This is a genomic window from Ancylobacter mangrovi (genome assembly GCF_024752335.1).
GTDB classification, from domain to species: Bacteria; Pseudomonadota; Alphaproteobacteria; order Rhizobiales; family Xanthobacteraceae; genus Ancylobacter; species Ancylobacter mangrovi.
The window spans coordinates 717,188-740,817 of sequence record NZ_JANTHY010000003.1; the positions used below are offsets into that span (position 1 = coordinate 717,188).

Below are 23,630 nucleotides of genomic sequence, written 5' to 3' on the forward strand. Positions count from 1 at the left end.
CGTTCCGGCGCTGCGGGCGCAAGCGCGTGATCGGCGCCGTCGCGCCCGCGCGGGGGAGCGGATCGGTGCTATCCTCCCGCCGCGCCTCATGGCGGGCGCGACGGGAGTCCGCTCCGTATCCGGGATCTTCAGCATGTCGACGCATATGCCCGCACGGCGCCTCGGGCGCAGTGGCCTGACAGTTTCGCGCCTCGCGCTGGGCGCGATGAATTTCGGTGCCCGCACCGATGAAGCCGAATCCCTGCGCATGATCGCGGCGGCGGCCGAGGCGGGCGTGAACTTCATCGACACCGCCGACACCTATGCCGGCGGCCGCTCGGAAGAGATCGTCGGCAAGGCGATCGCCGCCGACCGCGACGCATGGGTGCTGGCGACGAAGCTCGCCAATCGCAACGGGCCCGGCCTCAACGACCGCGGCCTGTCGCGCAAGTGGATCCTGCACGAGGCGCATCAGAGCCTGCGCCGGCTCGGCACCGACTACGTCGATATCCTGTACTTGCATATGGAAGATCCGCTGACGCCGATGGAGGAAACGGTGCGCGCGCTCGGCCAGCTCCAGCGCGACGGCGCGATCCGCTATTTCGGCGTGTCGAACCACAGCGCCTGGCGCATCGCGGCGCTCTGCGCCCTGTGCGATCAGGAAGGCATCGACCGCCCGGTCGTCTCCCAGCCGCTCTATCACGCGCTGGACCGCACGGCGGAGCGCGAGCTGCTGCCCGCCTGCCGGCATTTCGGCCTCGGCGTCGCCGTCTACAGCCCGACGGCCCGGGGCATCCTGTCCGGGAAGTACCGCCCCGACGCGCCGCCCCCGCCCGACAGCCGGGTCGCGGTGGCGGACAGGCGTATCCTGGAGGCCGCCTATCATCCCGATTCCGTCGCCGCCGCCATGCGCATCGCCGGCTACGCGGCCGAACGGGGCGTGCCGCCGACCGCCTTCGCGCTCGCCTGGGTGCTGGCCAACGACTACGTGACCTCGTGCATCGTCGGCCCGCGGACCTTCGAGCAATGGCAGGACTATCTGGCGGTGCTCGACGTCGCCTGGACCGCCGAGGACGAGACGACCGTCGACGCCATCGTCCCGCGCGGCGCCACCGCCGCTCCCGGGCTGGTCGATCCAAAATTCGCGATCGAGGGACGCGAGGGACCGGCGCGCGCGGGGTAGCGGCGCCGCGAGGAGCCTTCCCGCAAGGTGCCTGCCGGCGGGGAGCCCGCCGGCGCTTCGAGCGTCCTGCTAGGCCGGCAGGACGACCACCTTGGTGTTGACCGGCGTGCGGTCGTACAGGTCGATCATGTCCTGGCTCAGCAGCCCGACGCAGCCGCTGGTGATGCCGGAGCCAATCGTCTCGGGGATGCTGGTGGCGTAGATCGTGTACAGCGTGTAGGTGCCGTTCTGGTAGAGATAGAGCGTGCGGGCGCCGAGCGGGTTGTCGAGGCCGCCCGGCATACCGCCGGCGTACTTCGCCGCCTCGGGCTGGCGCTGGATCATCTCCTTGGGCGGCGTCCAGATCGCCCATTCCCCCTTGCGCCCGACATAGGCGTCGCCGCTCCACAGGAAGCCCTGGCGGCCGACATTGGCGCCGTAGCGCGTGGCCGAGTTTTCGCCGTCGACGCGGTAGACGTAGTAGTTGGAGGGGTCGACGATGATCGTGCCGGGCTCTTCGTTGGTCTCGTACTGCACGGTCCGCCGGTAGTACTTCGGATTGACCTTGCTGACGTCGACCGCGGGGATCGGGAACTTCTCGTCCGGCACCGGTCCGTAGACCTTCTGCGCCTCGGCGAGGGTCATGCCCCCCGACGCGCAGCCGGCGAGCCCCAGCGCGCCGAGGCTGACGGCCGAGCCGACAAGAAACGACCGGCGGCTGAAAGCGCCTGCCGGGCGTCCGAACGGGGCAAACTCGCCGAGCCCGCGGGCATCGGCATTCCCGCCGTCAATACTCATGATCCTGAACTTCCCCACTATCCCACTGGCCAGCGGGCGCGACCCGCCGGGCATCCTTCGGCGCCGGAGACTGCCGATGCACATTCGGACTGACAGGCTCGGCCTTTGGCTGAGCTGGATTCGGCGTGCATCGCGGCCGGCAAGGATCGGTATTCCTAGCCAGCATCATGGCGAAGATGCGTCCTGCGGTGGCGGAATTGGCCGGATTTTCGCTCCGCTTGGCATGTTCCGGGCCTGCGCAGGCAACGCGAAGGGTTTTCCGGCTCCAGCCCTCGGCCGCCTTCACGGTGATCGTCGATGCGTTGCGGTATCGAGGCCAGGGCGATCGGCGGGTCCTGCTGACGCCGGCCGGGAACGCGCCGGTGCTTCGGTCATGAAAGAAGTTATCCGGCATCGGCGCCGATGGTCTTTCGATACCTAGGATCTGGCAATGCTGGGAGCATGCCGGGTCCTCGCGGCGGTCGGCCTGCGGTGCAACAAATCGCCGATCGGCGGCCGGTTGCGGATGCTTCAACATCAATTGGACTTGTCTTTACGTCATCCTCGCCCGATGCTGCGGCCGGCGAAAACGCCAGAGTTCCGTTCATTGATGGAATTCGATTTAAACTCGCCGCGATGTCGAAGAATTACTTGAGGCGTCGCGAACGTGTTGAGGGAGGCGAAAATGCGTATTCGAGGGCTACTGGGCGCCGTCATGTTCGCAGCGACCACATCCCTGACGGCCATAACCCCAGCAAAATCGCAGCAGCCACCGGACAAGCCAAACATCCTCGTCATCTTTGGCGACGATATCGGCCAGACAAACCTGTCGACCTACAGCTTCGGCCTGATGGGATACCGGACGCCCAATATCGACCGGATCGCCGATGAAGGCCTCAAGTTCACCGATTACTACGCCGAGCAGAGCTGCACCGCCGGCCGGTCGACCTTCATCACCGGCCAGTCGACCCTGCGGACCGGGCTTTCCAAGGTCGGCCTGCCCGGCGCGGATGTCGGGCTTCAGGCCAGCGACGTGACGATGGCCTCCGCCCTGAAGGACCTCGGCTACGCCACGGGCCAGTTCGGCAAGAACCATCTCGGCGACCGCGACGAGTTCCTGCCCACCGCCCACGGGTTCGACGAGTTCTTCGGCAATCTCTACCACCTCAATGCCGAGGAGGAGCCCGAGAACTTCAACTACCCGCAGGACCCGGAATTCCGGAAGAAGTTCGGGCCGCGCGGCGTTCTCCATTCCTATGCCGACGGCAGGATCGAGGACACCGGTCCCCTGACGCGCAAGCGCATGGAGACGGTCGACGACGAGACCTCGGGAGCGGCCATCGACTTCATCGACCGCCAGGCCAAGGCCGGCAAGCCGTTCTTCGTCTGGATGAACACGACGCGGATGCATTTCCGCACCCATGTGCGGCCGGAGCACCGCAGCAAGCCGGGCCTCACCGCGCTCACCGAATATGCGGACGGGATGATCGAGACCGACAAGGTGATCGGCACCATCCTCGACAAGATCGACCAGCTTAACCTCGCCGACAACACCATCGTCATCTACACGACCGACAACGGCCCTCACCAGAATTCATGGCCGGATGCCGGCACTACGCCGTTCCGCAGCGAGAAGAACACCAACTGGGAAGGCGCCTTCCGGGTGCCGGCGATGATCCGCTGGCCGGGGCACATCAAGCCCGGCTCGGTCGCCAACGGCATCTTCTCCGGCCTCGACTGGTTCCCGACCCTCATGGCCGCCGCGGGCGAGCCCGACATCAAGGAAAAGCTGCTTCAGGGGACGACCATCGGCGGCAAGCAGTACAAGAACCATCTCGATGGCTACAACCAGCTCGACTATCTGACCGGCAAGACCGACACGAGCGCCCGCAAGGAGTTCATCTACTTTAACGATGACGGGCAGGTCGTGGCGATGCGCTACGAGAACTGGAAGCTCGTGTTCTCCGAGCAGCGCGCGACCGGCACGCTGCGGATCTGGGCGGAGCCCTTCACGCAGCTTCGCGTGCCCAAGATCTTCGACCTGCGCTCCGACCCCTATGAGCGGGCCGACCTCACATCCAACACCTATTACGACTGGATGCTGGACCGCGCCTATCTTCTCGTGCCGGCGCAGGTGGCGGTCGGCAAGTTCCTCGAGACGTTCAAGGAGTTCCCGCCGGCCCAGCGGGCGGCGAGCTTCTCGATCGACCAGATCCAGCAGCGCCTCGAACAGCAGTTCGAAAACGCGGGCGGCGGTCAGTAGCGCCCGCGACCTTCGCAGAGGCGGTGTCCCGGCGTGGCGAGCGCGCCGGGACACCATCCAGCTCCCCAAGCGGGAAGGGTGGGGGCCATGAGGGGGCCCGGGCTTCTTCACCTCGCATGGACCGGGCGGCCGGCGCGTGGACCGGCGGAAAAATCGTTTGAGGCGGGTCGACATGGCGGTGATTGATGCCGTTCGCGAGATACAGCAGCGCGTCAATGCCTCGATCATCGGGCAGGAACGCGTGGTCGAGCGGCTGCTGATCGCATTGCTCTCCAATGGCAACGTGCTGCTGGAAGGACTGCCCGGCCTCGCCAAGACCCGTGCCATCAAGAGCCTGTCGCAGGCGCTGGAGAGCGAATTCAGCCGCATCCAGTTCACCCCGGACCTGCTGCCCTCGGACGTCACCGGCGGCGAGATCTACCGCGCCGAGGGTGCGGAAGGGGGAAGCTTCGAGTTCCGCAAGGGGCCGATATTCGGCAATCTCGTTCTGGCCGACGAGATCAATCGCGCCCCGGCCAAGGTCCAGTCCGCGCTGCTGGAGGCGATGGAGGAGCGGCAGGTCACGGTCTCGGGCACCCGCTATCGCCTGCCCGAACTGTTCATGGTGCTGGCGACCCAGAACCCCATCGAGCAGGAGGGGACCTATCCGCTGCCCGAGGCGCAGATGGATCGCTTCCTCATGCACGTCACCATCGGCTACCCCAGCGATGCGGACGAGGCGAAGGTGATGCGCCTGGTGCGCGCCGAGCGGACGGGGAGCGGCGAGGGGCCGCCGCCGAAGATACCTCAGAGCGTGATTTTCGACGCCCGCCGCGAGATCGACGCGATGACGATGGTCGAGGCGGTGGAGACCTACATCGTCGCGCTGGTCGCCGCCACGCGGCGTCCGGCCGAATTCGGCGATCAGCTCAAGGACTGGGTCGGCATCGGCGCGAGCCCGCGCGGCACCTTGGCGCTCGACCGCGCCGCGCGCGCCTTCGCCTGGCTGCAGGGCCGCGACTATGTGAGCCCGGAGGACGTCCAGAACGTCGCCCATGACTGCCTGCGCCACCGCGTCTCGCTGACCTATGAGGCGACAGCGGACGGCAAGACGTCCGACGACGTCATCGACGAACTGATCCGCCAGGTGGCGGTCGCGGTCTAGGCGGGTGGCCATGACTCGCAACGCCCTTCCGCAAGCCCGCGCCCACATCACGCTCGACGATCTGCTGCGGCTCGATCACCGTGCCAAGGGCTTCAGCTTCCTGCCGAAGCAGCCGGTCCACTCGCTGCTCGCCGGCCGCCACGCGTCGCGGCTGCGCGGGCGCGGCCTCGAATTCGAGGAACTGCGCCACTACTACGAGGGCGACGACGTGCGCGCCATCGACTGGCGCGCCACGGCCCGCCTCGGCGAGACGCAGCTTCGCGTCTATGGCGAGGAGCGTGATCGCCCGGTCCTGCTTCTGGTCGACCAGCGGCTCGGCATGTTCTTCGGCAGCCGGCATGCGATGAAATCGGTCGTCGCGGCGGAGGCGGCGGCGCTGGCGGCGTGGCGCGTCGTGTCGCTCGGCGACCGGATCGGCGGGATCGTGTTCTCCGAGAACGGCATGGACGAGATCCGGCCGCGGGCGCGGCGCGCCGCCATCGGGCCGCTGTTCGAGGCCATCGTCCGGCACAATCGCGCGCTCAGGGCCGACGATCCCCGCCCTTCCGACCCCGGCCTGCTGAACGCCGCCCTCGCCAAGGTGCCGCAACTGCTGCGCCATGACGGGCTGCTGACGCTGATCACCGACGCCGCAGGCGCGGATGACGAGACCGTGCGGCTGGTGACGCAGATGATGGCGCATAACGACGTGCTGATGATCTTCGTGTCAGATCCGCTCGAGGCCAGCCTGCCGGATATCGGCCGGACCGTTCTGGCGGAGGGGCTCCGGCAGATCGAGATCGACAGTTCCGGGCGCGGGCTTCGCGGCGACTTTGCCGCGACCTTTGCCGAGCGGCGCAACGCCATCGACGGCTTTTCGAAGCGGCGGGCCATTCCGGTGCTGCCGCTGACGACCGGGCGGGACACGGCCGACCAGTTGCGCGAACTGCTCGGACGCCGCTTGACGCGGTCCGTATCGGCGGACCATCGCGCAAGGGCCGGGTGATGGACGACGCGGCCGATCTCTCCCGCCTCGCGGACATCGTGGTACCGCCGCCCCCGCCCTGGTGGCCGCCGGCGCCCGGCTGGTGGGTCCTGGCCGCCGTGCTGCTGGCGGCGCTGGCCCTCCTCGCCTTCGCCGCCGCCCGACGGTGGCGCCGCAACGCCTATCGGCGGCAGGCCCTGGCTGAGATCGACGGGCTGGGGACGGTGACGCGCCCGGCGGATGTCGTCGCACTGTCGACTATCCTGAAGCGCACCGCGCTCGTCGCCTATCCGCGCCCGCAGGTGGCCGCGCTCACCGGACCCGACTGGGCTGCCTTTCTCGACCGGACCGGCGGCGAGGGTGGCTTCCGCGAAAGGGCGTGCTTTGCCGGGAGTGTCACGAATGGCGTCGCCGAGGACGGGGCCGCCCTGCTGGCGAGCGCGCGGCGCTGGGTGAAGCGCCACCCGGGAGGGCGATAGCCATGCTGTCCTTCGCCAGCCCATGGTTCGCCCTGCTCCTGCCGGCACCCCTGCTGGCCTATTGGCTGCTGCCCGCCTATCAGAGGCGTCGCGCGGCGATACGCGTGCCGTTCTTCGCCGATCTCGCCCGTCTGTCCGGGGCGGAGGTCCGAGAGGGCGTGAGCATCAGCCGGCGAAGCCTGTTTCGGCTGCTGACCCTTCTCGCCTGCTGGATTCTCACCATCGCCGCGCTAGCGCGCCCGCAATGGATATTGCCGCCGATCCACCAGGATCGTCCCGCGCGCGACCTACTGCTGCTGGTCGATCTTTCAGGCTCGATGGACACGGCGGATTTCACCGACCCGTTCGGCAACAAGGTGAGCCGGCTCGCCGCGGTGAAGCAAGTGCTGGAGGACTTCCTCGCCCGCCGGCAGGGCGACCGCGTCGGCGTCGTGGTGTTCGGCAACTCGCCCTTCGTGCTGGTCCCGTTCACCGCCGATCTCGGGCTCGCGCGGCAGCTGCTGGGCGAGATGCAGGTCGGCATGGCCGGGCCGCGCACCGTCCTGGGAGACGCCATCGGCCTCGGCATCAACCAGTTCGCCGCTTCCGCGGCGCCGGCGAAGACCATCATCGCGCTCACCGACGGCAACGACACGGCGAGCCTGGTGCCTCCGGTGGAGGCGGCACGGGTGGCGAAGGATAAGGGCATCGTCATCCACACGGTGGCGATCGGCGATCCCGGCGCCACCGGCGAGGAAAAGCTCGACGAGGGGGCATTGAAGCAGGTGGCGGAGACGACCGGCGGCGGCTTCTACCGCGCGCTCGACCGGGAGCAGCTCGCGCAGATCTATGCGCAGCTCGACCGCATCGAGACGCGCAAGGTCGAGACCGTGTCGTTCCAGCCCAGGATCGAGCTGTTCTGGATGCCGCTGGCGGCGCTCGTGCTGCTTTCCATGCTGGCGCAGGCGATGCGTCTGGTGCGCCGGCCACGCCGGCGGGTGGCGGAGGCGGTTCCATGATCGAGGCGCTCGCTCCGTTCCACTTCCTGCGGCCCTGGTGGCTCGCGCTGATGCTGCCGGCGCTGGGGCTGTGGTGGCTGCAAAGGGGAGAAGTGGACACGACGGCGCGCTGGCGCAGGGAGATCGCTCCCGAGCTATTGCGGCATCTCACCGTGGGCGGGGACCGGCGCGGATGGCTGAGCCCGGAGAGCCTTCTTCTGGCCGGCTGGATCGTCGGCATCGTCGCCGTGGCGGGGCCGACATGGCGGCAGATGCCGTCCCCCTTCGCGCAGGCGGCGCGGCCGGCGATGTTGGTGCTCGAGGTTCGGCCTTCCATGATGGAGCGCGACCTCGCGCCCACCCGCCTCGACCGGGCGCGCCAGAAGATGGCGGACCTGCTCGAGCTGCGCGAAGGAGCGCCCAGCGGGCTGGTCGCCTATGCCGGCTCGGCGCATCTGGTGCTGCCTCCGACACCGGACGCTTCCGTGGTGCTGTCGATGGCGGGGGCGCTGGCGCCGGAGCTGATGCCGCGGGCGGGCGACGCGCTCGCCGATGCGGTGAAGCTGGCGGCCGATACGCTGGCGAAAGGCGGGCAGGGTGGCTCGATCGTGGTGTTCGCGGATTCCGCGCCGGCGCTTCAGGAGGTGGATGCCTTAGTGCCAGTGACCCTGTTCGCCATCGTCTCGCCGGATCGCGCGGATCGCGAGCCCTCGATCGAGGCCGCCGCCGGGGCGCTGCATGGCGATGTCGTCGCGTTGACCCTCGACGACGCCGACGTCACACGCATCGCCCGCCATCTCGCCACCGCGGGGCCGCCTCCGCCCGCGCCGGGCGAGGAGGCGCGCTGGGTGGATGCGGGCTACTGGCTGACGCCGCTGCTCGCTTTGCTGGTGCTCGCCTGGTTCCGGCGCGGATGGGTGCTCGCATGAGGATGGGACGCGCCTTTGCCCTGCTTGGCCTCGCCCTCGTTCTGGGGCTCGCCGTCGGCGCGTGGAGCGTGGGATGGGCGAACCTCTGGGCCAGCCCCGACCAGCGCGGCCGCTACCTGTTCGAACACGGCCGCCCGGCCGAGGCGGCGGAGCGGTTCCGCGATCCGCTGTGGCGCGGCGTGGCCTATTTCCGCGCCGGCGATTTCAAGGCGGCGGAAGCGGCCTTCGCGGGCGTCGATACGCCCGATGCGGCATTCGATCAGGGCAATGCGCTCGTCATGCTCGGCAAATATGACGAGGCGGCCGCGCGCTACGGCCATGCGCTGGAACTGAGGCCGGGCTGGGTCGAGGCCGAGGCGAACCGGCGCATCGCGCAACTGCGCGCGGAGCGGCTGAAGGCGCCCGGTGCCGATGCCGGCGACCAGCGCGAGGGCGCCGACGAGATCGTCTACGACAAGGATGCGGAAAATCCGCGCGGCGAGGAGACGGAGAGCACAGGCGCGCCGATGGACGACGCGGCGATACGCGCACTCTGGCTGAAGCGGGTGCAGACCAGGCCCGCCGATTTCCTGCGGGCACGCTTCGCCTATCAGCTCGAGGCGCAGCCCGGCACCGGGCAATGAGGCGAGGCGATGATGGCGAGGCGATGATGGCTTGGCTCGCGACGCTTCTGTTCCTGCTGGCTTGCGGGCCTCTTGCCGCGCAGGAAGCCGGTCCAGCGGCCACACACCCGCTCGCCGTCGTGGTGCGCCAGAGCGTCGAGCCCGCCTCCGGTGCGGTTATCGGCCAGCATGTCGTCCTTCATGTCGACGTGCTGTTTCGTGGCGAGATGCCGCGACCGCCGCGCGTCGGCATGCCCGATGTGCCGGGCCTGCAGATCATCCGCTTCGAGACGCAGGGCACGACCATGCGCGACAGCCTCGATGGAGAGACCTATGTCGGCCAGCGTTTCGAATTCGCGCTCTACCCGCGGCGCGGCGGCACGTTCGACATTCCCCCGGCGTCGGTGACGCTGTTCGACCGCGCAGGTGACGTCTCGGGAGACATCGAGGGATCAACGGTCCGACTGTCCGTCGTCGTGCCGCCGGGTGTCGATCCGTCCGGGCCGGTTGTCGCCACGCGGCGATTGTCGCTGAAGCAGCAATGGTCCGCTCCGCCGGCCGGCCGCTTCAAGGCGGGCGACGCCATCGTGCGCACCATCACCCGCAGCGCCGAGGATGTGCCGGGCCTCGCCCTGCGCGACCTCGAAACCGCGGCGCCAGAGGGCGTGCGGGTCTATGCCGACCCGCCCGACATCCAGGACACCAGCAATCGCGGCGTCGTCACCGGCCACAGGACCGACCGCATCACCTATGTGTTCCAGCGCGGCGGCAGCTTCGACCTGCCTTCGGTGGAGCAGCCCTGGTGGAACCTCGCGGCCGGTCGCCTCAAGACAGCGGTGGCCGAGGGTGCCGCGATCCGCGTCGCCGGCGCCATGCTCGCCGCGCCGGAAGGCGGGATGAGGATGTCCCCCTTGGTCTTCGGCCTCGGCGCGGTGCTTCTCGCCGCGCTCGGCCTCGGAATGCTACTGGCGATACGCCGGCTGCGCACCCGCCAGCCCGATCCCGAACGTGCCTCCTATGCCGCGCTTCGCCGCGCCTGCGCGCAGGGCGACGCCGCCGAGATCTATCGCTGCTTCTCCGCGTGGACGCGGCTGCTTCCCGCGGACCGGCAGCGCGAGGCGACCCGCGCGGCGGGCCCGCTGCTTGGCACGCTGTTCGCGGGCACCGCATGGGCGCGCGGCGACGCGTCCTGTCTCCTCGCCAGCCTCGCGCCGCTCCGCCGTCGGCGGGCCGATGCCGAGCGTCGCGCCTCGCTGCCGCCGCTCAATCCGCGACGGGCCGATCCACGGGGATGAGACGTCCCGCGACGGCGCCTGTTCCTCTCTACTTCGTCACCGACAAGGGGAAGGCGACGGTGATGAAGGCCGAGGTTCCCTCGAGCCGGTTCACCGCGTCGAATTCGCGGTAGACCTTGAGCCGCGTCGACACCGGGGTTTGCCCGAGCTCGAAATTATAGGCGATGGTGCCGCCGAGCGCCGTCACCTCGCCCTTGAAGTCGCCCAGCCGCGCGCCGGCGCCGCTGTCGCCGGTGACCTGGTCGTAATAATAGCCGACGAGCCCGACCGAGAGCTGCTTGGTCAGCGCCTTGGTGGCCGACCACTCCACGTGGAATTCCGTGCCCGTCGTGTAGTCGGTCACGTCGTTCGTGCCGTTGAAGGTGAAGCCGGCCGCCGTGGACAGCTCGATGCCGCTCGTCGGCTCCAGCCATGTCACGGCGGCGGAGATGTCTCCGGCCCAGCGGTGGAAGGCCAGATTGGCGATCTCGCCCTCGCGATAATCGCCGATCGGGATGTTGAGGAGGCCGGCGACGTTCCAGTGCCAGTTTCCCGAATGCCAGCCGAGCGCGACCGAGGCGACCGGATCGCCGAAGACGAAGGCGTCGTCGGTGACCTTTCCCGCGATCGGATCGGCATCAGCCGGGTTCAACAGGATGTTGGCGGTCACTTCCGGCCGGCCGGCCGGCACAAGGACGCCGACAGCGAGGTTCCCGCCCAGCACTTGCGGCGGCAGGACCCAGGTTCCGGTCAGGAAGTCGGCGCGGACCTCGCCGCGGACATTGGCGATGAGCTGCCCGCCGGAAAGGAAGCGCCGGTTCGCATCCGCCTTTCCGCTGTAGAAATAGATGTCGTTCTGAAGGTAGAAACCCGGCGGCGGGATGTAGCCCGCCATGGGCCCGCGCCCGCCGAGCAGGTAGAACCCGATGCCGTTCTCGGCGGCATGCAGGTCTGCCGCGGTCGACATCGCGCCGGCCACGATCGCGCAGGCCAGCCACGAGCCTGACCGCCTTCCCCCGGCCTTCATCCGCCCCTCCCGTCCTTTCACGGCGGTCGCTCACCGGCGATCGTCGGCAGAGATCGTCATTGCGTCGGAAAGAGGTAGGTCACGCTCAGCCTGCCGCCGAAGCCCTCGGGGCCGTATTCCGAGGTCCGCGCCCAGTATCGGACGCCGGCCTGGAAGCTGACGGGCTGATCGTGGATGGTAAGAAGCTTGCTGATCTGGAAATTGATGGGGATGGACCAGTTCTCCCCCGTCCAGTCATAGGTCATCTCGGAGTTGACGGCGAACGTCCACGCATCCTTGGTCGTGTAGGTCAGGAAGGGCTGCATGAAGGTGGAGTTGACGTCGGGATGTTCCTCGTCGCCCGCCACGGACCAGATGTGGTTGGCAAGAATTCCATAGGTCCAGCCGCCGGTCTGCTTGAGCGCGACGGCGGTCGGGCCCACGCCCCATTGCCGGCTGCCGAGCAGGTCGTCCGTGCCGGTCGGCAACAGGAATACCGGACCCACGCCCCATATGATGCCGGCAGGGCCGGGCTCCTTGGGCGAAAGGAACAGGCTCTGGACCGTATCGCTCAAGCCGAACTGGTCGCCGGAGCGGCCCGCAACATCCGTCTGCCACACCACCGGGATGATCGTGCGCGAGATGAGATTCCAGTCTTCGTTCAGGTCGAACGGAATGACCGGCTGTATGTTCAGCAGGACGCGTGAACCGTTGGCCGGGCCGATGTTGGTGTCGTAGTTGAACTGGAACGGAAAGCTGATGAGCGAGGCGACCGGATTCGAGAGCTCCTGAGCGAGCTTCGCGTCCTGCGCCCGGGCGTGCGGCGCATAGAGCGTCGCGACCGCGGCCAGAATTGCGGGAACACTTCTCATGTCTTCCCCTCCCACGCGCGCTCACACTCGAATGGTATCGTCGAGCATAAAGCGGCCTTGCATCGGCGAAGCGAGCTTACGGTGGGAGATTACGTAAGGAGAGGCAGCAAATTACCTTGCTTCGGCCAACGCAATTTTTGCGTGTATGCGCGACTTTTCTGTCACTGACTCGAAGCGAGGAAGCATATCCCGGCGGGAGAGATTGGGTTCCGAGGTGAATGAGGCGCGGGGCGCCGGCCCGATCTCGGCCGCCCGCCGCGCCTCAATCGAGCGCGAGGGCCCGGGGCGTCAGCCAGGGGGCCATGGCGAGCATCGGCGGAAGGGCGTGGGATCGCGTCATGCTGCGGGCGACCTCCGCGATGCGCGGCGCCAGATCGGCGAAGTCGCCGCGCCGCGTCGTCAGCAGCAATTCGCGCGAGAAGGCGGTGCCCGGCAGCGGCATGGCCACGACGCCGTCAGTATGCGCCGCCCCCTGCAAGATGCAGAGCGGGGTGGTGATGGCGACGCCCATGCCGGTGGCGACCATGGCGACGAGAGCGTCCGAGGTGTCGAACTCGAACGCCCGTGGCGGGCGAAGCCCCATCCGGCCGAGATGCCGCTCGATATGCTGGCCGGCATAGGAGCGGGCACTGTGGCGCACCAGACGGTAGCGCTCGAGGATGGCCCGCAAATCCTTGCCGCGCACCGCATCGATCTCGGTGCGCGGGGCGATCAGCACATAAGGCTCCCGAAACACCACGATCCGCTCGACCCCGCCGAGCCCCTCCATCGGATCGCAGGTCAGCGCCGCATCGATCTCGTGGCGCATCAGCGCCCGCGTATGGGAGAAGGCGAGGCCCGACCACGCGGTCACGGTCAGGGCAAGGGCGCCGTCGGCAAGCTCCCGCACGATGCGCGCGCCGATGGTGCCGGCCAGCGAATCGACAAGGCCGATGCGCAGATCGATGCGCCCCGGCAGTTCGGCGGCGGCCCGCGCATCGGCCAGCAGCCGCTCGGCCGCGCGGGCGAGTTCGTCCGCCCGGCTGGCAACCATTCGCCCGACATGGGTTGGTGTGAGGGGCCGCCGGCTGCGGTCGAACAGCGGGGCGCCGATGAGCGCCTCCGCACGCCGCAGAGCCTGCGAGACGGCCGACTGGGTGACCCCGGCGCGCTCAGCAGCCGCAGTCACGCTGCCCGTATCCGCCACGGCGGCGACGATCCGGAAGGTATGCAAATCGAGGTCGATCACAACATTATCATCGTAACGAATGATTCTTTGTAGATCTACTGAATATGCCGCATTTCGATTGACCCCGGCGCTATGCCGTGATCGTTTTTGCGACATGACTTCATTTTGTGCAGAGAAGAGGCGTTAGAGCCGTGGAGCGGGCGCAGATTGCCGTCGTCGGTCTTGGTGCCATGGGCATGGCGACGCTTTACCAGCTTGCGCGGCGGGGCGTCGACGCGATCGGGATCGATCGCTTCGAGCCGCCGCATGATCTCGGTTCGAGCCACGGCGAAACGCGGATCACCCGCCAGGCCGTCGGCGAAGGCGGCGACTATGTACCGTTCGTCCTCGCCTCGCACGCGATCTGGCGGGAGCTCGAGGCGGCCTCCGGCGAGCCGCTGCTGGAGGCGTGCGGCGTGCTCGTCATCGCGCCGGGCTCAGGCGCGTCGTCCCATCACGGCAAGCCGGATTTCGTGGCGCGCTCGATCGAGACGGCGCGGGCGTTCGGCATACCGCACGAGGTTCTCGACGGGACCGAGGCGCGCCGGCGGTTTCCGCAGCTCGAGGGCATTTCGAGCGACGACAAGGTCTATTACGAGCCGGGCGGCGGCTATGTGCGGCCGGAACGCTGCATCGCGGTCCAGCGGGACCAGGCGCAGGCGCTCGGCGCCCGTCTCCGGCTCGGTGCGCAGGTCACATCGATCCGGCAGGAGGGCGATGCGGTCCGCATAAGCGTCGGCGGGAGTGAGATCGTCGCCGATCAGGTCGTGGTGGCGGCCGGCGCCTGGACGGTGCCGCTGCTCGGCGCGCCGTTCGAGCGTCTGCTCACGGTGAGACGGCAGGTGCTGCACTGGTTCCGCCTGGAGGACCCCGCGCCGCACGCCGGAGCCCCGGTCTTCATCTGGATGCACGGGGCGGGCGACGAGGATTATTTCTACGGCTTCCCCCCGCTGCCCGGCGACGATCGATTCAAGGTGGCGACGGAACAGTACACGGCCGCGACGACGGCCGAGGCCCTCGACCGCCAGGTCTCTCCCGCCGAATCCGCCGCGATGTGGCAGGCGCATGTCGCCGGCCGCGTCACCGGCGTGACGCCCGAGGTCGCGCAGGCGGCCGCGTGCCTGTATACAGTCACGCCCGACAGCGGCTTCATCATCGACCGCCACCCGCAGCAGGACCGCGTGATGGTGATCTCGGCCTGTTCGGGCCACGGTTTCAAGCATTCGGCGGGCATCGGCCAGGCCGTGGCCGAGGCGGTCACGGGCGCGCCTAGCACCTTCGACCTGACCCCCTTTTCGCTTAAGCGCTTCCAAGTCGCCTCCGCATGACACACTAATTGACGTCCGGCGGTTTGTTTTTCGCCGGCTGCGATCACCTGAACGGCACTCTTGGTCCCAATTTCGAAGAAAGGTTCCCTCGCATGCGCAAATCGATGATCGCTCTTTTCCTTGCCGGCGTGCTCGCGCCCGTGGCCGCACACGCGGCGGACGGTGTCGACGCCATCAAGCAGCGGGGCACGCTGGTCGTTGGCGTCAAGGCCGACTACAAGCCCTTCGGCTTCCGTGACCCGTCGGGCGCCGTGGTCGGCATCGAGCCGGACCTCGCGGCGGACGTCGCCAAGCGGCTGGGCGTGAAGCTCGAGCTCGTGCCGGTCGTCTCGTCGAACCGCATCGAGTTCCTGCAGCAGGGCAAGGTCGACATGCTGATCGCGACCATGTCGGACAAGCCGGAGCGCCGGAAGGTCGTGCAGGCCATCGACCCGCCCTACTATTCCGACTTCGTCAACGTGCTGCTGCCCAAGAAGGCCGGCGTGAAGGACTGGTCCGAGCTGAAGGACAAGCCGCTCTGCGCGACCTCGGGCGCCTGGTACAACAAGGAAGTCGCCCAGAAGTACGGCGTGAAGATCGTCGCCTTCGACGGCTCGGAGAAGCCGCTGTTCGCGCTCAAGCAGGGCAATTGCGTGGGCTATCTCTATGATCAGACGTTTATCCAGGGCAAGCTGCTCGACTCCGAGTGGAGCGGCGACTACGCAATGCCGCTGAAGGGCATTCTGGATGCGCCGTGGATCATGGCGGTTGCGAACGGCAATGAAAGCCTGATGAAGTTCCTCGAGGGCGTGACCAAGGACTGGATGAAGACCGGCTTCATCGTCTCCGAGGAGAAGAAGTTCGGCATCGAGCCGACCGAGTATTCGAAGGCCATGTACGAGAAGATGAAGAGCTCGACCAACTGATCGCATGGCGCGGCCGATCCCCTTTCGGGTCGGCCGCGTCTTCTGACGTTTTGAGACGGCGCGCCTTTCACGGATCGCCAACCGGATAGCGCGATGGACGTCATACCCGCCTGGTTCAAAGACCTCTACGAAACGACGGGTCTCAATTTCACGGTCTTCTACGACCCCTATGACTGGCACCGCTATGTCGACGGTGTGAGGATGACCGTCCTGCTGACGGTCTCCACCATTCTGGCGAGCCTTCTGATCGGCGCGGTCGGCGCCCTGCTGCAAAGCGCCCCCTCGCGCATCGTGCGCGGCGCGGTCAACGGCTTCGTCGTCCTGTTCCGCAACACGCCGCCGCTGGTGCAGATCTTCTTCTTCTATTTCGGCATCGGCGCCATACTTCCCGCGGGGCGGGACCAGTTCGGCCTGCGCCAGCCCTTCATCGACAATGTGGAGTGGGCGATCATCGCGCTGTCGCTGTTCGCCGGCGCCTTCAATGTCGAGATCTTCCGGTCCGGCGTCGAAGCCGTGCCCAAGACCACGGTGGAGGCCGCCGAGGCGCTCGGCTATACGCGGCTCAAGGCCTATGTCTACGTGATATTGCCGCTCGCGCTGCGGGTGTGCCTGCCGGCCCTGAACAACAACCTCGTCAACCTGCTCAAGACCACGACCCTCGCCTATGCGATCGCCGTGCCGGAGACGCTCTACGCCGTGAAGCAGATCTGGTCGGAGTCGCAGAACGTGTTCGAGATGATGCTGGTGCTGTTCGTGACCTACGGCATCCTGGTGGGCATCCTGGTCTGGATCATGCACCGATGGGAGAAGTCGCTGCGCATCCCGGGGTATGGCCGATGAGCACCAAGAACACGCAGACGAATGCGGACGCGCCGCTGCCGGTCCTGTTGCCGTTCCGCATCGAGCCCACCCGGCTGGGGACGCCTCGCCTCGCGCCCGTCCATGCCGTGCTGATCGGCGCGGGCCTCGCGCTGCTCGCGGGGACCGCCTGGGCGCAGGCGGACGCCGCCCAGCTGTCGCCGCTCGACGTCATCATCAAATGGGCGCCGCTGCTGCTGTCCGGCTTCGCCTTCAACATCCTGATCTCCATGATCGCGATGGCGCTCGGCACGGGCGCGGGCCTCGGTGTCGGTCTCGGCATGCTGTCCGAGAATCCGCTGATCGCCCGCGTCTGCTGGTCGCTCACGCAGTTCTTCCGCAACGCGCCGTGGCTGGTGCTGCTGTTCTTCGTGATGTTCCTGGTGCCGTTCCAGATCACGGTGTTCGGCGTCCGGATCCCCTTGCCGGACTGGGTGAAGGCGACGGTCGGCTTCTCCCTGCCGGTGATGGCGAACGTCGCCGAGATCGTCCGCGGCGCCGTGCGCTCCGTGCCGTCGACGCAATGGGAAGCGGCGGAATCGCTCGCCTTCACGCCGCGCCAGACCATGTGGCAGATCATTCTGCCCCAATGCGTCAAGCGCATGCTGCCGCCGTGGATGAACCTCTATTCGCTCGTCACCATGGCGACCGTGCAGGCCTCGATCGTCGGCGTCTCCGAGATGCTGACGCTCACCGCGCAGGTCCACACGGCCGAGGGCGGCCGGCCGGAACTCTTCGCGCCGCTCTATGGCTTCGCCCTGTTCTGCTTCTTCCTCTATTGCTACCCGATCGACCGGTTCACCGCCCGGCTCGAACGCCGGTTCCACATCCGCTGAGAGACCATTCACGCATGGCCGCTGCGACCGACCCCCGCCCCTGGACACCCGATCAGCCCATCGTCCAGCTGATCGACGTCCATAAATCCTTCGGCACGCTCGAGGTGCTGAAGGGCGTCAGCTTCGACGTGAAGAAAGGCGAGGTGATCTGCATCATCGGCCCGTCGGGCTCGGGCAAGTCGACGCTGATCCGCTGCATCAACGCTCTGGTGCCGGTTACGTCCGGCACCATCCTGGTCGAGAACATCGAGGTGGCCGACCCCAAGCTCGACAAGCTGGCGCTGCGCCGCAAGGTCGGCATGGTGTTCCAGCAGTACAACCTGTTCCCGCACAAGACCGCGCTGCAGAACGTGATGATGGCGCCGATCCACGTTCTCCATCAGGACAAGGGCGAGGTCGAGGAGCGCGCCCGCGCCCTGATGAAGAAGGTCCGGCTCACCGGAAAAGAGGACAGCTATCCGGGCGAGCTGTCCGGCGGCCAGCAGCAGCGGGTCGCCATCGCCCGCTCGCTCGCGATGCGGCCCGATATCATGCTGTTCGACGAGGTCACCGCCGCGCTCGATCCGGAGACGGTGAAGGAGGTGCTGTTCACCATCCGCGAGCTCGCCGAGGACGGCATGACCTGCCTCCTGGTGACCCACGAGATGAACTTCGCGCGCGACGTCGCCGACCACATCTACTTCACCGATCACGGCGTCATCGTCGAGCACGGGCCGCCCGCGACCTTCTTCAGCGCACCGAGCGACCCGCGCACCCGGGAATTCCTGTCCCAGGTGCTCTGATGGCCGGCGCTGCTGGGGCCGCGGGGGGCGCCGGGCGCAGCGTCGCCGAACAGGCGGCTGATTTCCTGACCGGCCTGCGCCACACCTCTCTCGACACCGACGTCGTCGCCATCGCGCGCACCGCGCTCGCCGATTATGTGGGCGTCGCCCTCGCGGGGGCCTCGGAGCCGGTCGCCCGCAATGTGCGCGCCTGGGCGGCGGAGCGTGCCTTTGGCAGCATGGGCGCCACGGTGATCGGTGCCGGCGGCCTGCGGCTCGACCCCGAAAACGCCGCGCTCTGCAACGCGGTGGCCGGCCACGCGCTCGATTTCGACGACACCAGCTGGACGACGATCGGCCATCCGACCACCGTGGTCGCCCCGGCGGCGTTCGCCATTGCCGAGCAGGTCGGCGCTTCCGGTGCCGACGCCCTCCGGGCCTATGTCGCGGGAGTGGAGGTCGCGCACCGCATCGCCGAGTTCTGCATGCCGGAGGTTTCCGAGGCCGGCTGGCACACCACGGGTGCGCTCTACGCCCTCGGCGCCGCCGCCGCGGCCGCCCTTCTTCTGGATATCGACCGGGCCACATGCGTTCATGCGCTCGGGCTCGCGGCGTCGCGTTCCGGCGGCGTGCGCTCCAACTTCGGGACGCAGGCCAAGCCGTGGCATGCCGGCATGGCGGCCCGCAACGGGCTCGAGGCCGTGTCGCTCGCGCGCGCCGGCGTCACCGCCTCGCGCACGGCGATCGAGGGTCAGGACGGCTACGTCGCATGCCTCGCCGGTGCCGCGGCCCGCGCGCGGATCGCCGGCCGCGACCTCCCGTTCGGCGCGCCGTTCGATCTCGTCGAGCGCGGTCTGGCGTTCAAGCGCTTCCCCTGCTGCAGCGGCGCGCATCCGGCCTGCGACCTCACGCTCGACCTCATGGCCGAGCAAGGCTTCGGCGCCGACGAGGTGGCGGAGATCCAAGTCGGCGTGAGCCTGCTCGCCGAGCGGGAACTGGTCGTCCACGCGCCGCGCACGCCGCAGGAGGCGCGCTTCTCCATGGAGTTCGCGCTGGCCGCGACGCTCGTGCATGGCCCGCTGACCTGGGACCTGTTCGCGCTCGAGACGCTCGCCGAGCCGGCGGTGCGGCGGCTCATGGCGGCCGTCCGGCTCGACGTGTCGCCCGAGCTTGCGGCGCTCGGCTTCATCGGCACGGCGCCGGTCCGGATGACGTTTCGCCTGCGCGACGGCCGAACCATCCACGGTGCACGGGACCTCGCCATCGGCAACCCCGAGTGCCCGATGAGCGCGGAGGATCACGCCGCGAAGTTCCGTTCGTGCGCGGCGCGCGCCATGATGCCGGAAGCGGCCGACGAGCTTCTGCGGCGCCTGCGCGCGCTCGATCAAGAACTGGATCTCGCCGCGCTGTGGGCAGCGGCTGCACGCTTCGAGCTTACAGCGTAACCGCGCAGCGGATGGCTGTCGGGTGGGTGCCTTAAGCCATGGGTGTCTAAGGAAAATTAGGATAGGGGCGGCATCGAATTAGATCGATAAAGTGCTGATATATAATCAAATATCTATTTTTTAGACGCGCGAAAGCAGCAAAAATACCAACAATTTAACCTGGTTCGGCGGTTCGAAACCCATCTGCCCCTTGTCCGCAGATACGTTGAGGTGGCGTTCAATAAGACCTTCGCCCCGACAGCGGAACGGCGGCTTCCGACCCCATTTCAGTCATTAGCGACCAACACGATCTGTGTCAGCTTCTGACCGATTGCGTTGAAGAAGTCGGCTGTTTGACAGCACGCCCCGAGCTGGCGGCCGGAAGACGAGCGGCCTTTCGGCTCTTTCAGCCCAGGATTGGGCTCGGGGTGGGGACCAACTTCGCCAGTTTCCTGAGGTTTTGGGCGGTGGCGGCGAGCAAGAACTCTTCGCGGGCTCCGCATGGCCCTCGAAGGCGTAATCGGTCGAGCCGCAGGATGCGCTTGAGGTGAGCGAACAGCATCTCGACCTTCTTCCGCTCGCGCCGGGAGGCGGCGTAGGCGTCGGTCTTTGCGATGTCCCTTGCCATGTCGCGAGCGCCCTCGTGGATCGAGCGAGGGATCTTCCGGGCCGGCGTGTTTGCGCAGCACTGCGGTTTCAGGGAGCAGGCGTCGCAGTCGAACTTGCTTGCTCGGTATCGCATCATGCCGTCGTCATCGACGAGCGGAGCCGAGCTTCGGTAGACCCTCTGGCGGGGTCTCAGCTCCTTCCCGGCCGGGCAGGTGTAAAGATCGAGGGCGTGGTCATAGGCGAAGTCCGAGCGGCTGAAGGTGCCGTCGGTCCGGGCGCTCTTGTCGGACACCGGGATGTGTGGCTCGATCCCGCGTTCATGGACCAGCCAGGCGAGCATCTCGGCCGAGCCATAGGCGCTGTCGGCTGCGAGCCGCTCGGGCCAGAGCCCGAAGCGGTCCTGGGTCCGCTCGACCATCGTTTGCGCGGCGCCGACCTCGGCCTGCCGGATCGCGCGGCTGGCCTCAACATCGACGATGACGACATGGTCGAGGTCGATCAGGTAGTTGGTGGCGTAGGCGAAGAAGGCGTGACCCTTATGAGCGCCGGTCCACTGCGCGGCGGGATCGGACCGCGACACGAACTTCGGCCGGGTGTCGCTCGCCGCGCCCCAAGCTGCTTCGTCCAACGTGTCGAGGTATTCGCAGACAGAGCGGCGCGAAGTCGCCAGCTCGTTCCAATCGACGTCCTCCGCGCCGTCGGCCGAGCGCTGACGGTTGGCGTCGGCCCGGATCAGGCTGGCGTCGACCGCGAAACCTTCGCCGCCCGGTTACAAGAACGTCTCCAGCCCGCGGAATGCCTCCTGTCAGTTGCCGCGATATTGCCAAAGCTTTATCGGCAGAAGACGCGTAGAGCGTCGTTCCGCCGACAATTGCCTTAGCTTTGGGCGCCAATTGTCAATCGGCGTGGAAACCTGACCCCCTATCGGCGCCGAATGTTGACCCCTGTCTGGGGCATTGACCCCACTGCCGCGGAGCGTTGGTTTGGCGCAGCGGCAGCGGGGTCAATGGTGGCGGAGGTCAGGCGCGGTTCTTGAAACGCCAGCTCTCGTTTCCGGTCTCGACGATGTCGCAGTGGTGGGTGAGGCGATCGAGGAGGGCCGTGGTCATCTTGGGGTTGTTGAAGACGCTCGGTCACTCCCCGAAGGCGAGGTTGGTGGTGACGATGACCGAGGTCTGTTCGTAGAGCCGGCTGACGAGGCGGAACAGGAGCTGGCCGCCGGACTGGGCGAAGGGTAGGTAGCCTAGCTCGGCGATGACGATGAAGTCCTTGCGGGAGAGATAATCGGCCATGCGACCCTGGCGGCCGGATCGGGCCTCGGCCTCCAGCTTGTTGACGAGGTCGACGACGTTAAAGACGCGGCCTCTGGCGCCGCCTCGGATGGCGGACCGCGGGATGGCGATGGCCATGTGGGTCTTGCCGGTTCCGGTGCCGCCGATCAACACGACGTTGCGCTGGTGGGCGAGGAAGTTGCCGCCGGCGAGGTCGCGCACCAAGGTCTCGTTGATGGGGGTGTCGTCGAACACGAAGTCGTCGATGTCCTTGGCCAGGAGCAGCTTGGCGATGGTGATCTGGTACTTGATGTAGCGGGCCTGCTTCTCGGAGATCTCCGCCGACAAAAGGTCGCCGACGATGCGTTGCGGCTCATGCTGGCGCTTGACGGCGGTGGCGATGATCTCGTCGTAGGCGGCCTTCATCCCTTGGAGCTTGAGCTCGCCCATGGTCTCGAGGATCTGGGAACGCTCCATCATGGGGATATCCTCAGCAGGTCGTATCGCGAGCAGTCGGCGCTCGGGGCGTGGCGGAGGCGCAAGGCGTCGGGCGTGATGATGGTGACGGGGGCTGCGGGCTCCCGGCACCGGGGGAGGATGTTGAGGATCACGTCGGCCGAGTGGACGTTCTGGCCGAGAGCTTCGGCGCACGCTGCATCGACCGCGGGCAACCCATCGCTCAGCACGTTGGTGAAGATGTCCACCATCTGCCGGTCCCCATCGGTGGCACCGGCGAGCTTGCGCCGGACGCGATCGAGGCTCGTGGGCAGAACCCAGTCCTTGAACGGAGCGCCGTTCCTGAGGGCGCCAGGCTTGCGCGCCAGGACCGGCACATAGCGCCCGGGATCGAAGATGGTCTGGTCCCGGCCGAAGCAGCGCGGGTGGGAGCCGACCGGCCGCCCATCCTGGCGCAGCTCAATCCGCTCCGCATCGGCCTGGGCCTCGACCGGGCGCCCCACGGCGCTGGCACAGACCGAGTAGCGGTTGTTATCGAAGCGGACCAGGCAGGTCTTCGATACGGCGGCCGGGACGGCGTGGACGCCGTCGAACCGCCCGGCATAGGGCACTAGGGCATGACGCTCGGCCTCGAACGCATGCCAGATGGTCTCCTCCCGCCGCTCGGGGTGCGGGTGGCCCTTGGCGAAGGCGGTGCATTGGTCCAGCAGCCAGGCGTTCAACTCATCGTAGCTCTTCACCCGCAGGCGCGGCGTGAAGAAACGTTCCCGCGCCAACCCGGCCTGGTTCTCCACCTGACCCTTCTCCCATCCGGACGCGGGGGTGCAAGCGACTGGATCCACCAGGTAATGGCTGGACATCTGCAGGAAGCGGCGACTATAAGCCCGCTTCTTGCCCACGAAGATCGCATCGACCGCGGTCTTCATGTTGTCGTAGATGCCGCACGTGCAGCAGCCCTTGAAGAAGGCGAAGGCCCGATCGTGGGCGTCGAACACCATCTCCTGCGTCTCGCGCGGATAGGCCCGCACGAACAGCATCCGCGAATGGCACAGCCGCGTATGGGCGACGCGCACCGATACCATGGTTCCGTTGATCAGGACGATCTCGTGGCTCCAGTCGAACTGGTAGGCCTCGCCGGGCGCGAAGCTCAGGGGCACGTAGGCCGCAGCCGTCATCGTCGCCTGCACCCGCCGCCAGCCCTTGGCATAGTGGCGTAGCGCATCGTAACTGCCCTCATGCCCCTGGCTGCGCAGCTCCTCGAAGATGCGGATCAGCGTCAGCCGCTCCCGCGCCGGCTTCCCTTCGTTGCCGGCGAGCAGCCCATCCAGGGCATCCCTCCAAGGCCCGATCCGCGGCAGCGGCTGCACCTCCCGCTCGTAGCTGAATGCCGTCGCTCCGGTCCGCAGCACCTTGCGCACCGTGTTCCGTGAGACGTGCAGCTCCCGCACGATCTCCTTGATGGACTTTGCCGCGCACGAAATGCTCGCGCTGGATCCGCGCAATCGTATTCACGCCCTTCATCCCCAGCCGCCCGTCGCAACAAAACG

General features: G+C 67.6%; 20 protein-coding genes and 3 pseudogenes. 15 read left to right on the forward strand and 8 right to left on the reverse strand.

The window, feature by feature from the left end:
- Window positions 1-145 precede the first annotated feature (145 nt).
- Window positions 146-1,162 carry an aldo/keto reductase gene (locus NVS83_RS12970; RefSeq protein WP_374115061.1) on the forward strand — a complete coding sequence of 339 codons (1,017 nt, stop codon included), beginning with the start codon at window positions 146-148 and terminating at the stop codon, window positions 1,160-1,162.
- A 69-nt stretch (window positions 1,163-1,231) separates the two neighbouring features.
- On the opposite strand, the gene NVS83_RS12975 is transcribed toward NVS83_RS12970, so the two are convergent.
- Both NVS83_RS12975 and NVS83_RS12980 read right to left on the reverse strand, forming a co-directional pair.
- Window positions 1,232-1,939: a L,D-transpeptidase family protein gene (locus NVS83_RS12975; protein WP_258739670.1), complete on the reverse strand. Its 708-nt coding sequence runs from the start codon at window positions 1,937-1,939 to the stop codon at window positions 1,232-1,234.
- Window positions 1,929-2,456, reverse strand: coding sequence for a hypothetical protein (locus tag NVS83_RS12980; RefSeq protein WP_258739671.1), 528 nt, complete (start codon window positions 2,454-2,456; stop codon window positions 1,929-1,931). Before NVS83_RS12980 ends, NVS83_RS12975 begins: the two co-directional genes overlap by 11 nt.
- Before the next feature lie 177 nt (window positions 2,457-2,633).
- On the opposite strand from NVS83_RS12980, the gene NVS83_RS12985 reads away from it, so the two are divergent.
- The 8 genes from NVS83_RS12985 to NVS83_RS13020 all read left to right on the forward strand — a co-directional run bounded on the left by NVS83_RS12985 (window position 2,634) and on the right by NVS83_RS13020 (window position 10,571).
- On the forward strand, window positions 2,634-4,181 hold the full coding sequence (locus NVS83_RS12985) for an arylsulfatase (protein WP_258739672.1): 1,548 nt from the start codon (window positions 2,634-2,636) through the stop codon (window positions 4,179-4,181).
- A gap of 172 nt (window positions 4,182-4,353) precedes the next feature.
- Window positions 4,354-5,325, forward strand: a complete 972-nt coding sequence (locus tag NVS83_RS12990; RefSeq protein ID WP_258739673.1) for an AAA family ATPase — start codon at window positions 4,354-4,356, stop codon at window positions 5,323-5,325.
- A gap of 10 nt (window positions 5,326-5,335) precedes the next feature.
- A complete protein-coding gene (locus tag NVS83_RS12995) occupies window positions 5,336-6,310 on the forward strand; it encodes a DUF58 domain-containing protein (protein WP_258739674.1) in 975 nt (324 codons plus the stop codon).
- Window positions 6,310-6,768, forward strand: a complete 459-nt coding sequence (locus tag NVS83_RS13000) for a DUF4381 domain-containing protein (protein ID WP_258739675.1) — start codon at window positions 6,310-6,312, stop codon at window positions 6,766-6,768. The genes NVS83_RS12995 and NVS83_RS13000 overlap by 1 nt, the downstream gene beginning before the upstream one ends.
- A gap of 2 nt (window positions 6,769-6,770) precedes the next feature.
- Window positions 6,771-7,766, forward strand: a complete 996-nt coding sequence (locus tag NVS83_RS13005) for a VWA domain-containing protein (protein ID WP_258739676.1) — start codon at window positions 6,771-6,773, stop codon at window positions 7,764-7,766.
- Window positions 7,763-8,674, forward strand: a complete 912-nt coding sequence (locus NVS83_RS13010; RefSeq protein ID WP_258739677.1) for a vWA domain-containing protein — start codon at window positions 7,763-7,765, stop codon at window positions 8,672-8,674. Before NVS83_RS13005 ends, NVS83_RS13010 begins: the two co-directional genes overlap by 4 nt.
- Window positions 8,671-9,297 carry a tetratricopeptide repeat protein gene (locus NVS83_RS13015; RefSeq protein WP_258739678.1) on the forward strand — a complete coding sequence of 209 codons (627 nt, stop codon included), beginning with the start codon at window positions 8,671-8,673 and terminating at the stop codon, window positions 9,295-9,297. The genes NVS83_RS13010 and NVS83_RS13015 overlap by 4 nt, the downstream gene beginning before the upstream one ends.
- A gap of 26 nt (window positions 9,298-9,323) precedes the next feature.
- Window positions 9,324-10,571 (forward strand): BatD family protein, encoded by a 1,248-nt coding sequence (locus NVS83_RS13020; protein ID WP_258739679.1) that lies wholly within the window; start codon window positions 9,324-9,326, stop codon window positions 10,569-10,571.
- A 28-nt stretch (window positions 10,572-10,599) separates the two neighbouring features.
- Here the strand turns inward: NVS83_RS13020 and NVS83_RS13025 are convergent, their stop codons facing one another.
- The 3 genes from NVS83_RS13025 to NVS83_RS13035 form a co-directional block, all read right to left on the reverse strand.
- Complete coding sequence (locus tag NVS83_RS13025; RefSeq protein WP_258739680.1) at window positions 10,600-11,517, reverse strand: SphA family protein; 918 nt, start codon at window positions 11,515-11,517, stop codon at window positions 10,600-10,602.
- A gap of 116 nt (window positions 11,518-11,633) precedes the next feature.
- Window positions 11,634-12,428 carry a transporter family protein gene (locus NVS83_RS13030; RefSeq protein ID WP_258739681.1) on the reverse strand — a complete coding sequence of 265 codons (795 nt, stop codon included), beginning with the start codon at window positions 12,426-12,428 and terminating at the stop codon, window positions 11,634-11,636.
- Window positions 12,429-12,690: 262 nt separating this feature from the next.
- Complete coding sequence (locus tag NVS83_RS13035; RefSeq protein WP_258739682.1) at window positions 12,691-13,656, reverse strand: LysR family transcriptional regulator; 966 nt, start codon at window positions 13,654-13,656, stop codon at window positions 12,691-12,693.
- 170 nt (window positions 13,657-13,826) lie between these two features.
- Here NVS83_RS13035 and solA point away from each other — a divergent pair, with 170 nt between their 5' ends.
- The 6 genes from solA (at window position 13,827) to NVS83_RS13065 (ending at window position 19,768) form a co-directional block, all read left to right on the forward strand.
- Entirely contained in the window at window positions 13,827-14,963 is a 1,137-nt protein-coding gene (gene solA / locus NVS83_RS13040; protein WP_374115062.1) for an N-methyl-L-tryptophan oxidase, read from the forward strand.
- A gap of 92 nt (window positions 14,964-15,055) precedes the next feature.
- Window positions 15,056-15,868: a transporter substrate-binding domain-containing protein gene (locus tag NVS83_RS13045; RefSeq protein ID WP_258739684.1), complete on the forward strand. Its 813-nt coding sequence runs from the start codon at window positions 15,056-15,058 to the stop codon at window positions 15,866-15,868.
- Between the two features lie 93 nt (window positions 15,869-15,961).
- Entirely contained in the window at window positions 15,962-16,708 is a 747-nt protein-coding gene (locus tag NVS83_RS13050; RefSeq protein ID WP_258739685.1) for an amino acid ABC transporter permease, read from the forward strand.
- Window positions 16,705-17,562: an amino acid ABC transporter permease gene (locus tag NVS83_RS13055; protein ID WP_258739686.1), complete on the forward strand. Its 858-nt coding sequence runs from the start codon at window positions 16,705-16,707 to the stop codon at window positions 17,560-17,562. The genes NVS83_RS13050 and NVS83_RS13055 overlap by 4 nt, the downstream gene beginning before the upstream one ends.
- A 14-nt stretch (window positions 17,563-17,576) precedes the next feature.
- Complete coding sequence (locus tag NVS83_RS13060) at window positions 17,577-18,344, forward strand: amino acid ABC transporter ATP-binding protein (protein ID WP_309486197.1); 768 nt, start codon at window positions 17,577-17,579, stop codon at window positions 18,342-18,344.
- The gene (locus tag NVS83_RS13065; RefSeq protein WP_258739687.1) at window positions 18,344-19,768 is read left to right on the forward strand and encodes an MmgE/PrpD family protein; all 1,425 of its coding nucleotides are present in this window, start codon (window positions 18,344-18,346) and stop codon (window positions 19,766-19,768) included. Before NVS83_RS13060 ends, NVS83_RS13065 begins: the two co-directional genes overlap by 1 nt.
- Window positions 19,769-20,153: 385 nt before the next feature.
- On the opposite strand, the pseudogene NVS83_RS13070 reads toward NVS83_RS13065, so the two are convergent.
- From NVS83_RS13070 to istA, 3 pseudogenes are all read right to left on the reverse strand, one after another.
- Window positions 20,154-21,122: pseudogene (locus NVS83_RS13070) on the reverse strand (transposase); the annotation flags it as partial.
- 253 nt (window positions 21,123-21,375) lie between these two features.
- A pseudogene (istB, locus tag NVS83_RS13080) lies at window positions 21,376-22,104 on the reverse strand (IS21-like element helper ATPase IstB).
- Window positions 22,001-23,604: pseudogene (istA, locus tag NVS83_RS13085) on the reverse strand (IS21 family transposase). Before istA ends, istB begins: the two co-directional pseudogenes overlap by 104 nt.
- Between the last annotated feature and the right edge of the window lie 26 nt (window positions 23,605-23,630).

Excerpts from the sequence above, each read along its gene's own strand:
- NVS83_RS12970 (WP_374115061.1), top strand. The coding sequence starts at position 146 with ATGCCCGCACGGCGCCTCGGGCGCAGTGGCCTGACAGTTTCGCGCCTC.
- NVS83_RS12975 (WP_258739670.1), bottom strand. The coding sequence starts at position 1,939 with ATGAGTATTGACGGCGGGAATGCCGATGCCCGCGGGCTCGGCGAGTTT.
- NVS83_RS12980 (WP_258739671.1), bottom strand. The coding sequence starts at position 2,456 with ATGTTGAAGCATCCGCAACCGGCCGCCGATCGGCGATTTGTTGCACCG.
- NVS83_RS12985 (WP_258739672.1), top strand. The coding sequence starts at position 2,634 with ATGTTCGCAGCGACCACATCCCTGACGGCCATAACCCCAGCAAAATCG.
- NVS83_RS12990 (WP_258739673.1), top strand. The coding sequence starts at position 4,354 with ATGGCGGTGATTGATGCCGTTCGCGAGATACAGCAGCGCGTCAATGCC.
- NVS83_RS12995 (WP_258739674.1), top strand. The coding sequence starts at position 5,336 with ATGACTCGCAACGCCCTTCCGCAAGCCCGCGCCCACATCACGCTCGAC.
- NVS83_RS13000 (WP_258739675.1), top strand. The coding sequence starts at position 6,310 with ATGGACGACGCGGCCGATCTCTCCCGCCTCGCGGACATCGTGGTACCG.
- NVS83_RS13005 (WP_258739676.1), top strand. The coding sequence starts at position 6,771 with ATGCTGTCCTTCGCCAGCCCATGGTTCGCCCTGCTCCTGCCGGCACCC.
- NVS83_RS13010 (WP_258739677.1), top strand. The coding sequence starts at position 7,763 with ATGATCGAGGCGCTCGCTCCGTTCCACTTCCTGCGGCCCTGGTGGCTC.
- NVS83_RS13015 (WP_258739678.1), top strand. The coding sequence starts at position 8,671 with ATGAGGATGGGACGCGCCTTTGCCCTGCTTGGCCTCGCCCTCGTTCTG.
- NVS83_RS13020 (WP_258739679.1), top strand. The coding sequence starts at position 9,324 with ATGGCTTGGCTCGCGACGCTTCTGTTCCTGCTGGCTTGCGGGCCTCTT.
- NVS83_RS13025 (WP_258739680.1), bottom strand. The coding sequence starts at position 11,517 with ATGTCGACCGCGGCAGACCTGCATGCCGCCGAGAACGGCATCGGGTTC.
- NVS83_RS13030 (WP_258739681.1), bottom strand. The coding sequence starts at position 12,428 with ATGAGAAGTGTTCCCGCAATTCTGGCCGCGGTCGCGACGCTCTATGCG.
- solA (WP_374115062.1), top strand. The coding sequence starts at position 13,827 with ATGGGCATGGCGACGCTTTACCAGCTTGCGCGGCGGGGCGTCGACGCG.
- NVS83_RS13045 (WP_258739684.1), top strand. The coding sequence starts at position 15,056 with ATGCGCAAATCGATGATCGCTCTTTTCCTTGCCGGCGTGCTCGCGCCC.
- NVS83_RS13050 (WP_258739685.1), top strand. The coding sequence starts at position 15,962 with ATGGACGTCATACCCGCCTGGTTCAAAGACCTCTACGAAACGACGGGT.
- NVS83_RS13055 (WP_258739686.1), top strand. The coding sequence starts at position 16,705 with ATGAGCACCAAGAACACGCAGACGAATGCGGACGCGCCGCTGCCGGTC.
- NVS83_RS13060 (WP_309486197.1), top strand. The coding sequence starts at position 17,577 with ATGGCCGCTGCGACCGACCCCCGCCCCTGGACACCCGATCAGCCCATC.
- NVS83_RS13065 (WP_258739687.1), top strand. The coding sequence starts at position 18,344 with ATGGCCGGCGCTGCTGGGGCCGCGGGGGGCGCCGGGCGCAGCGTCGCC.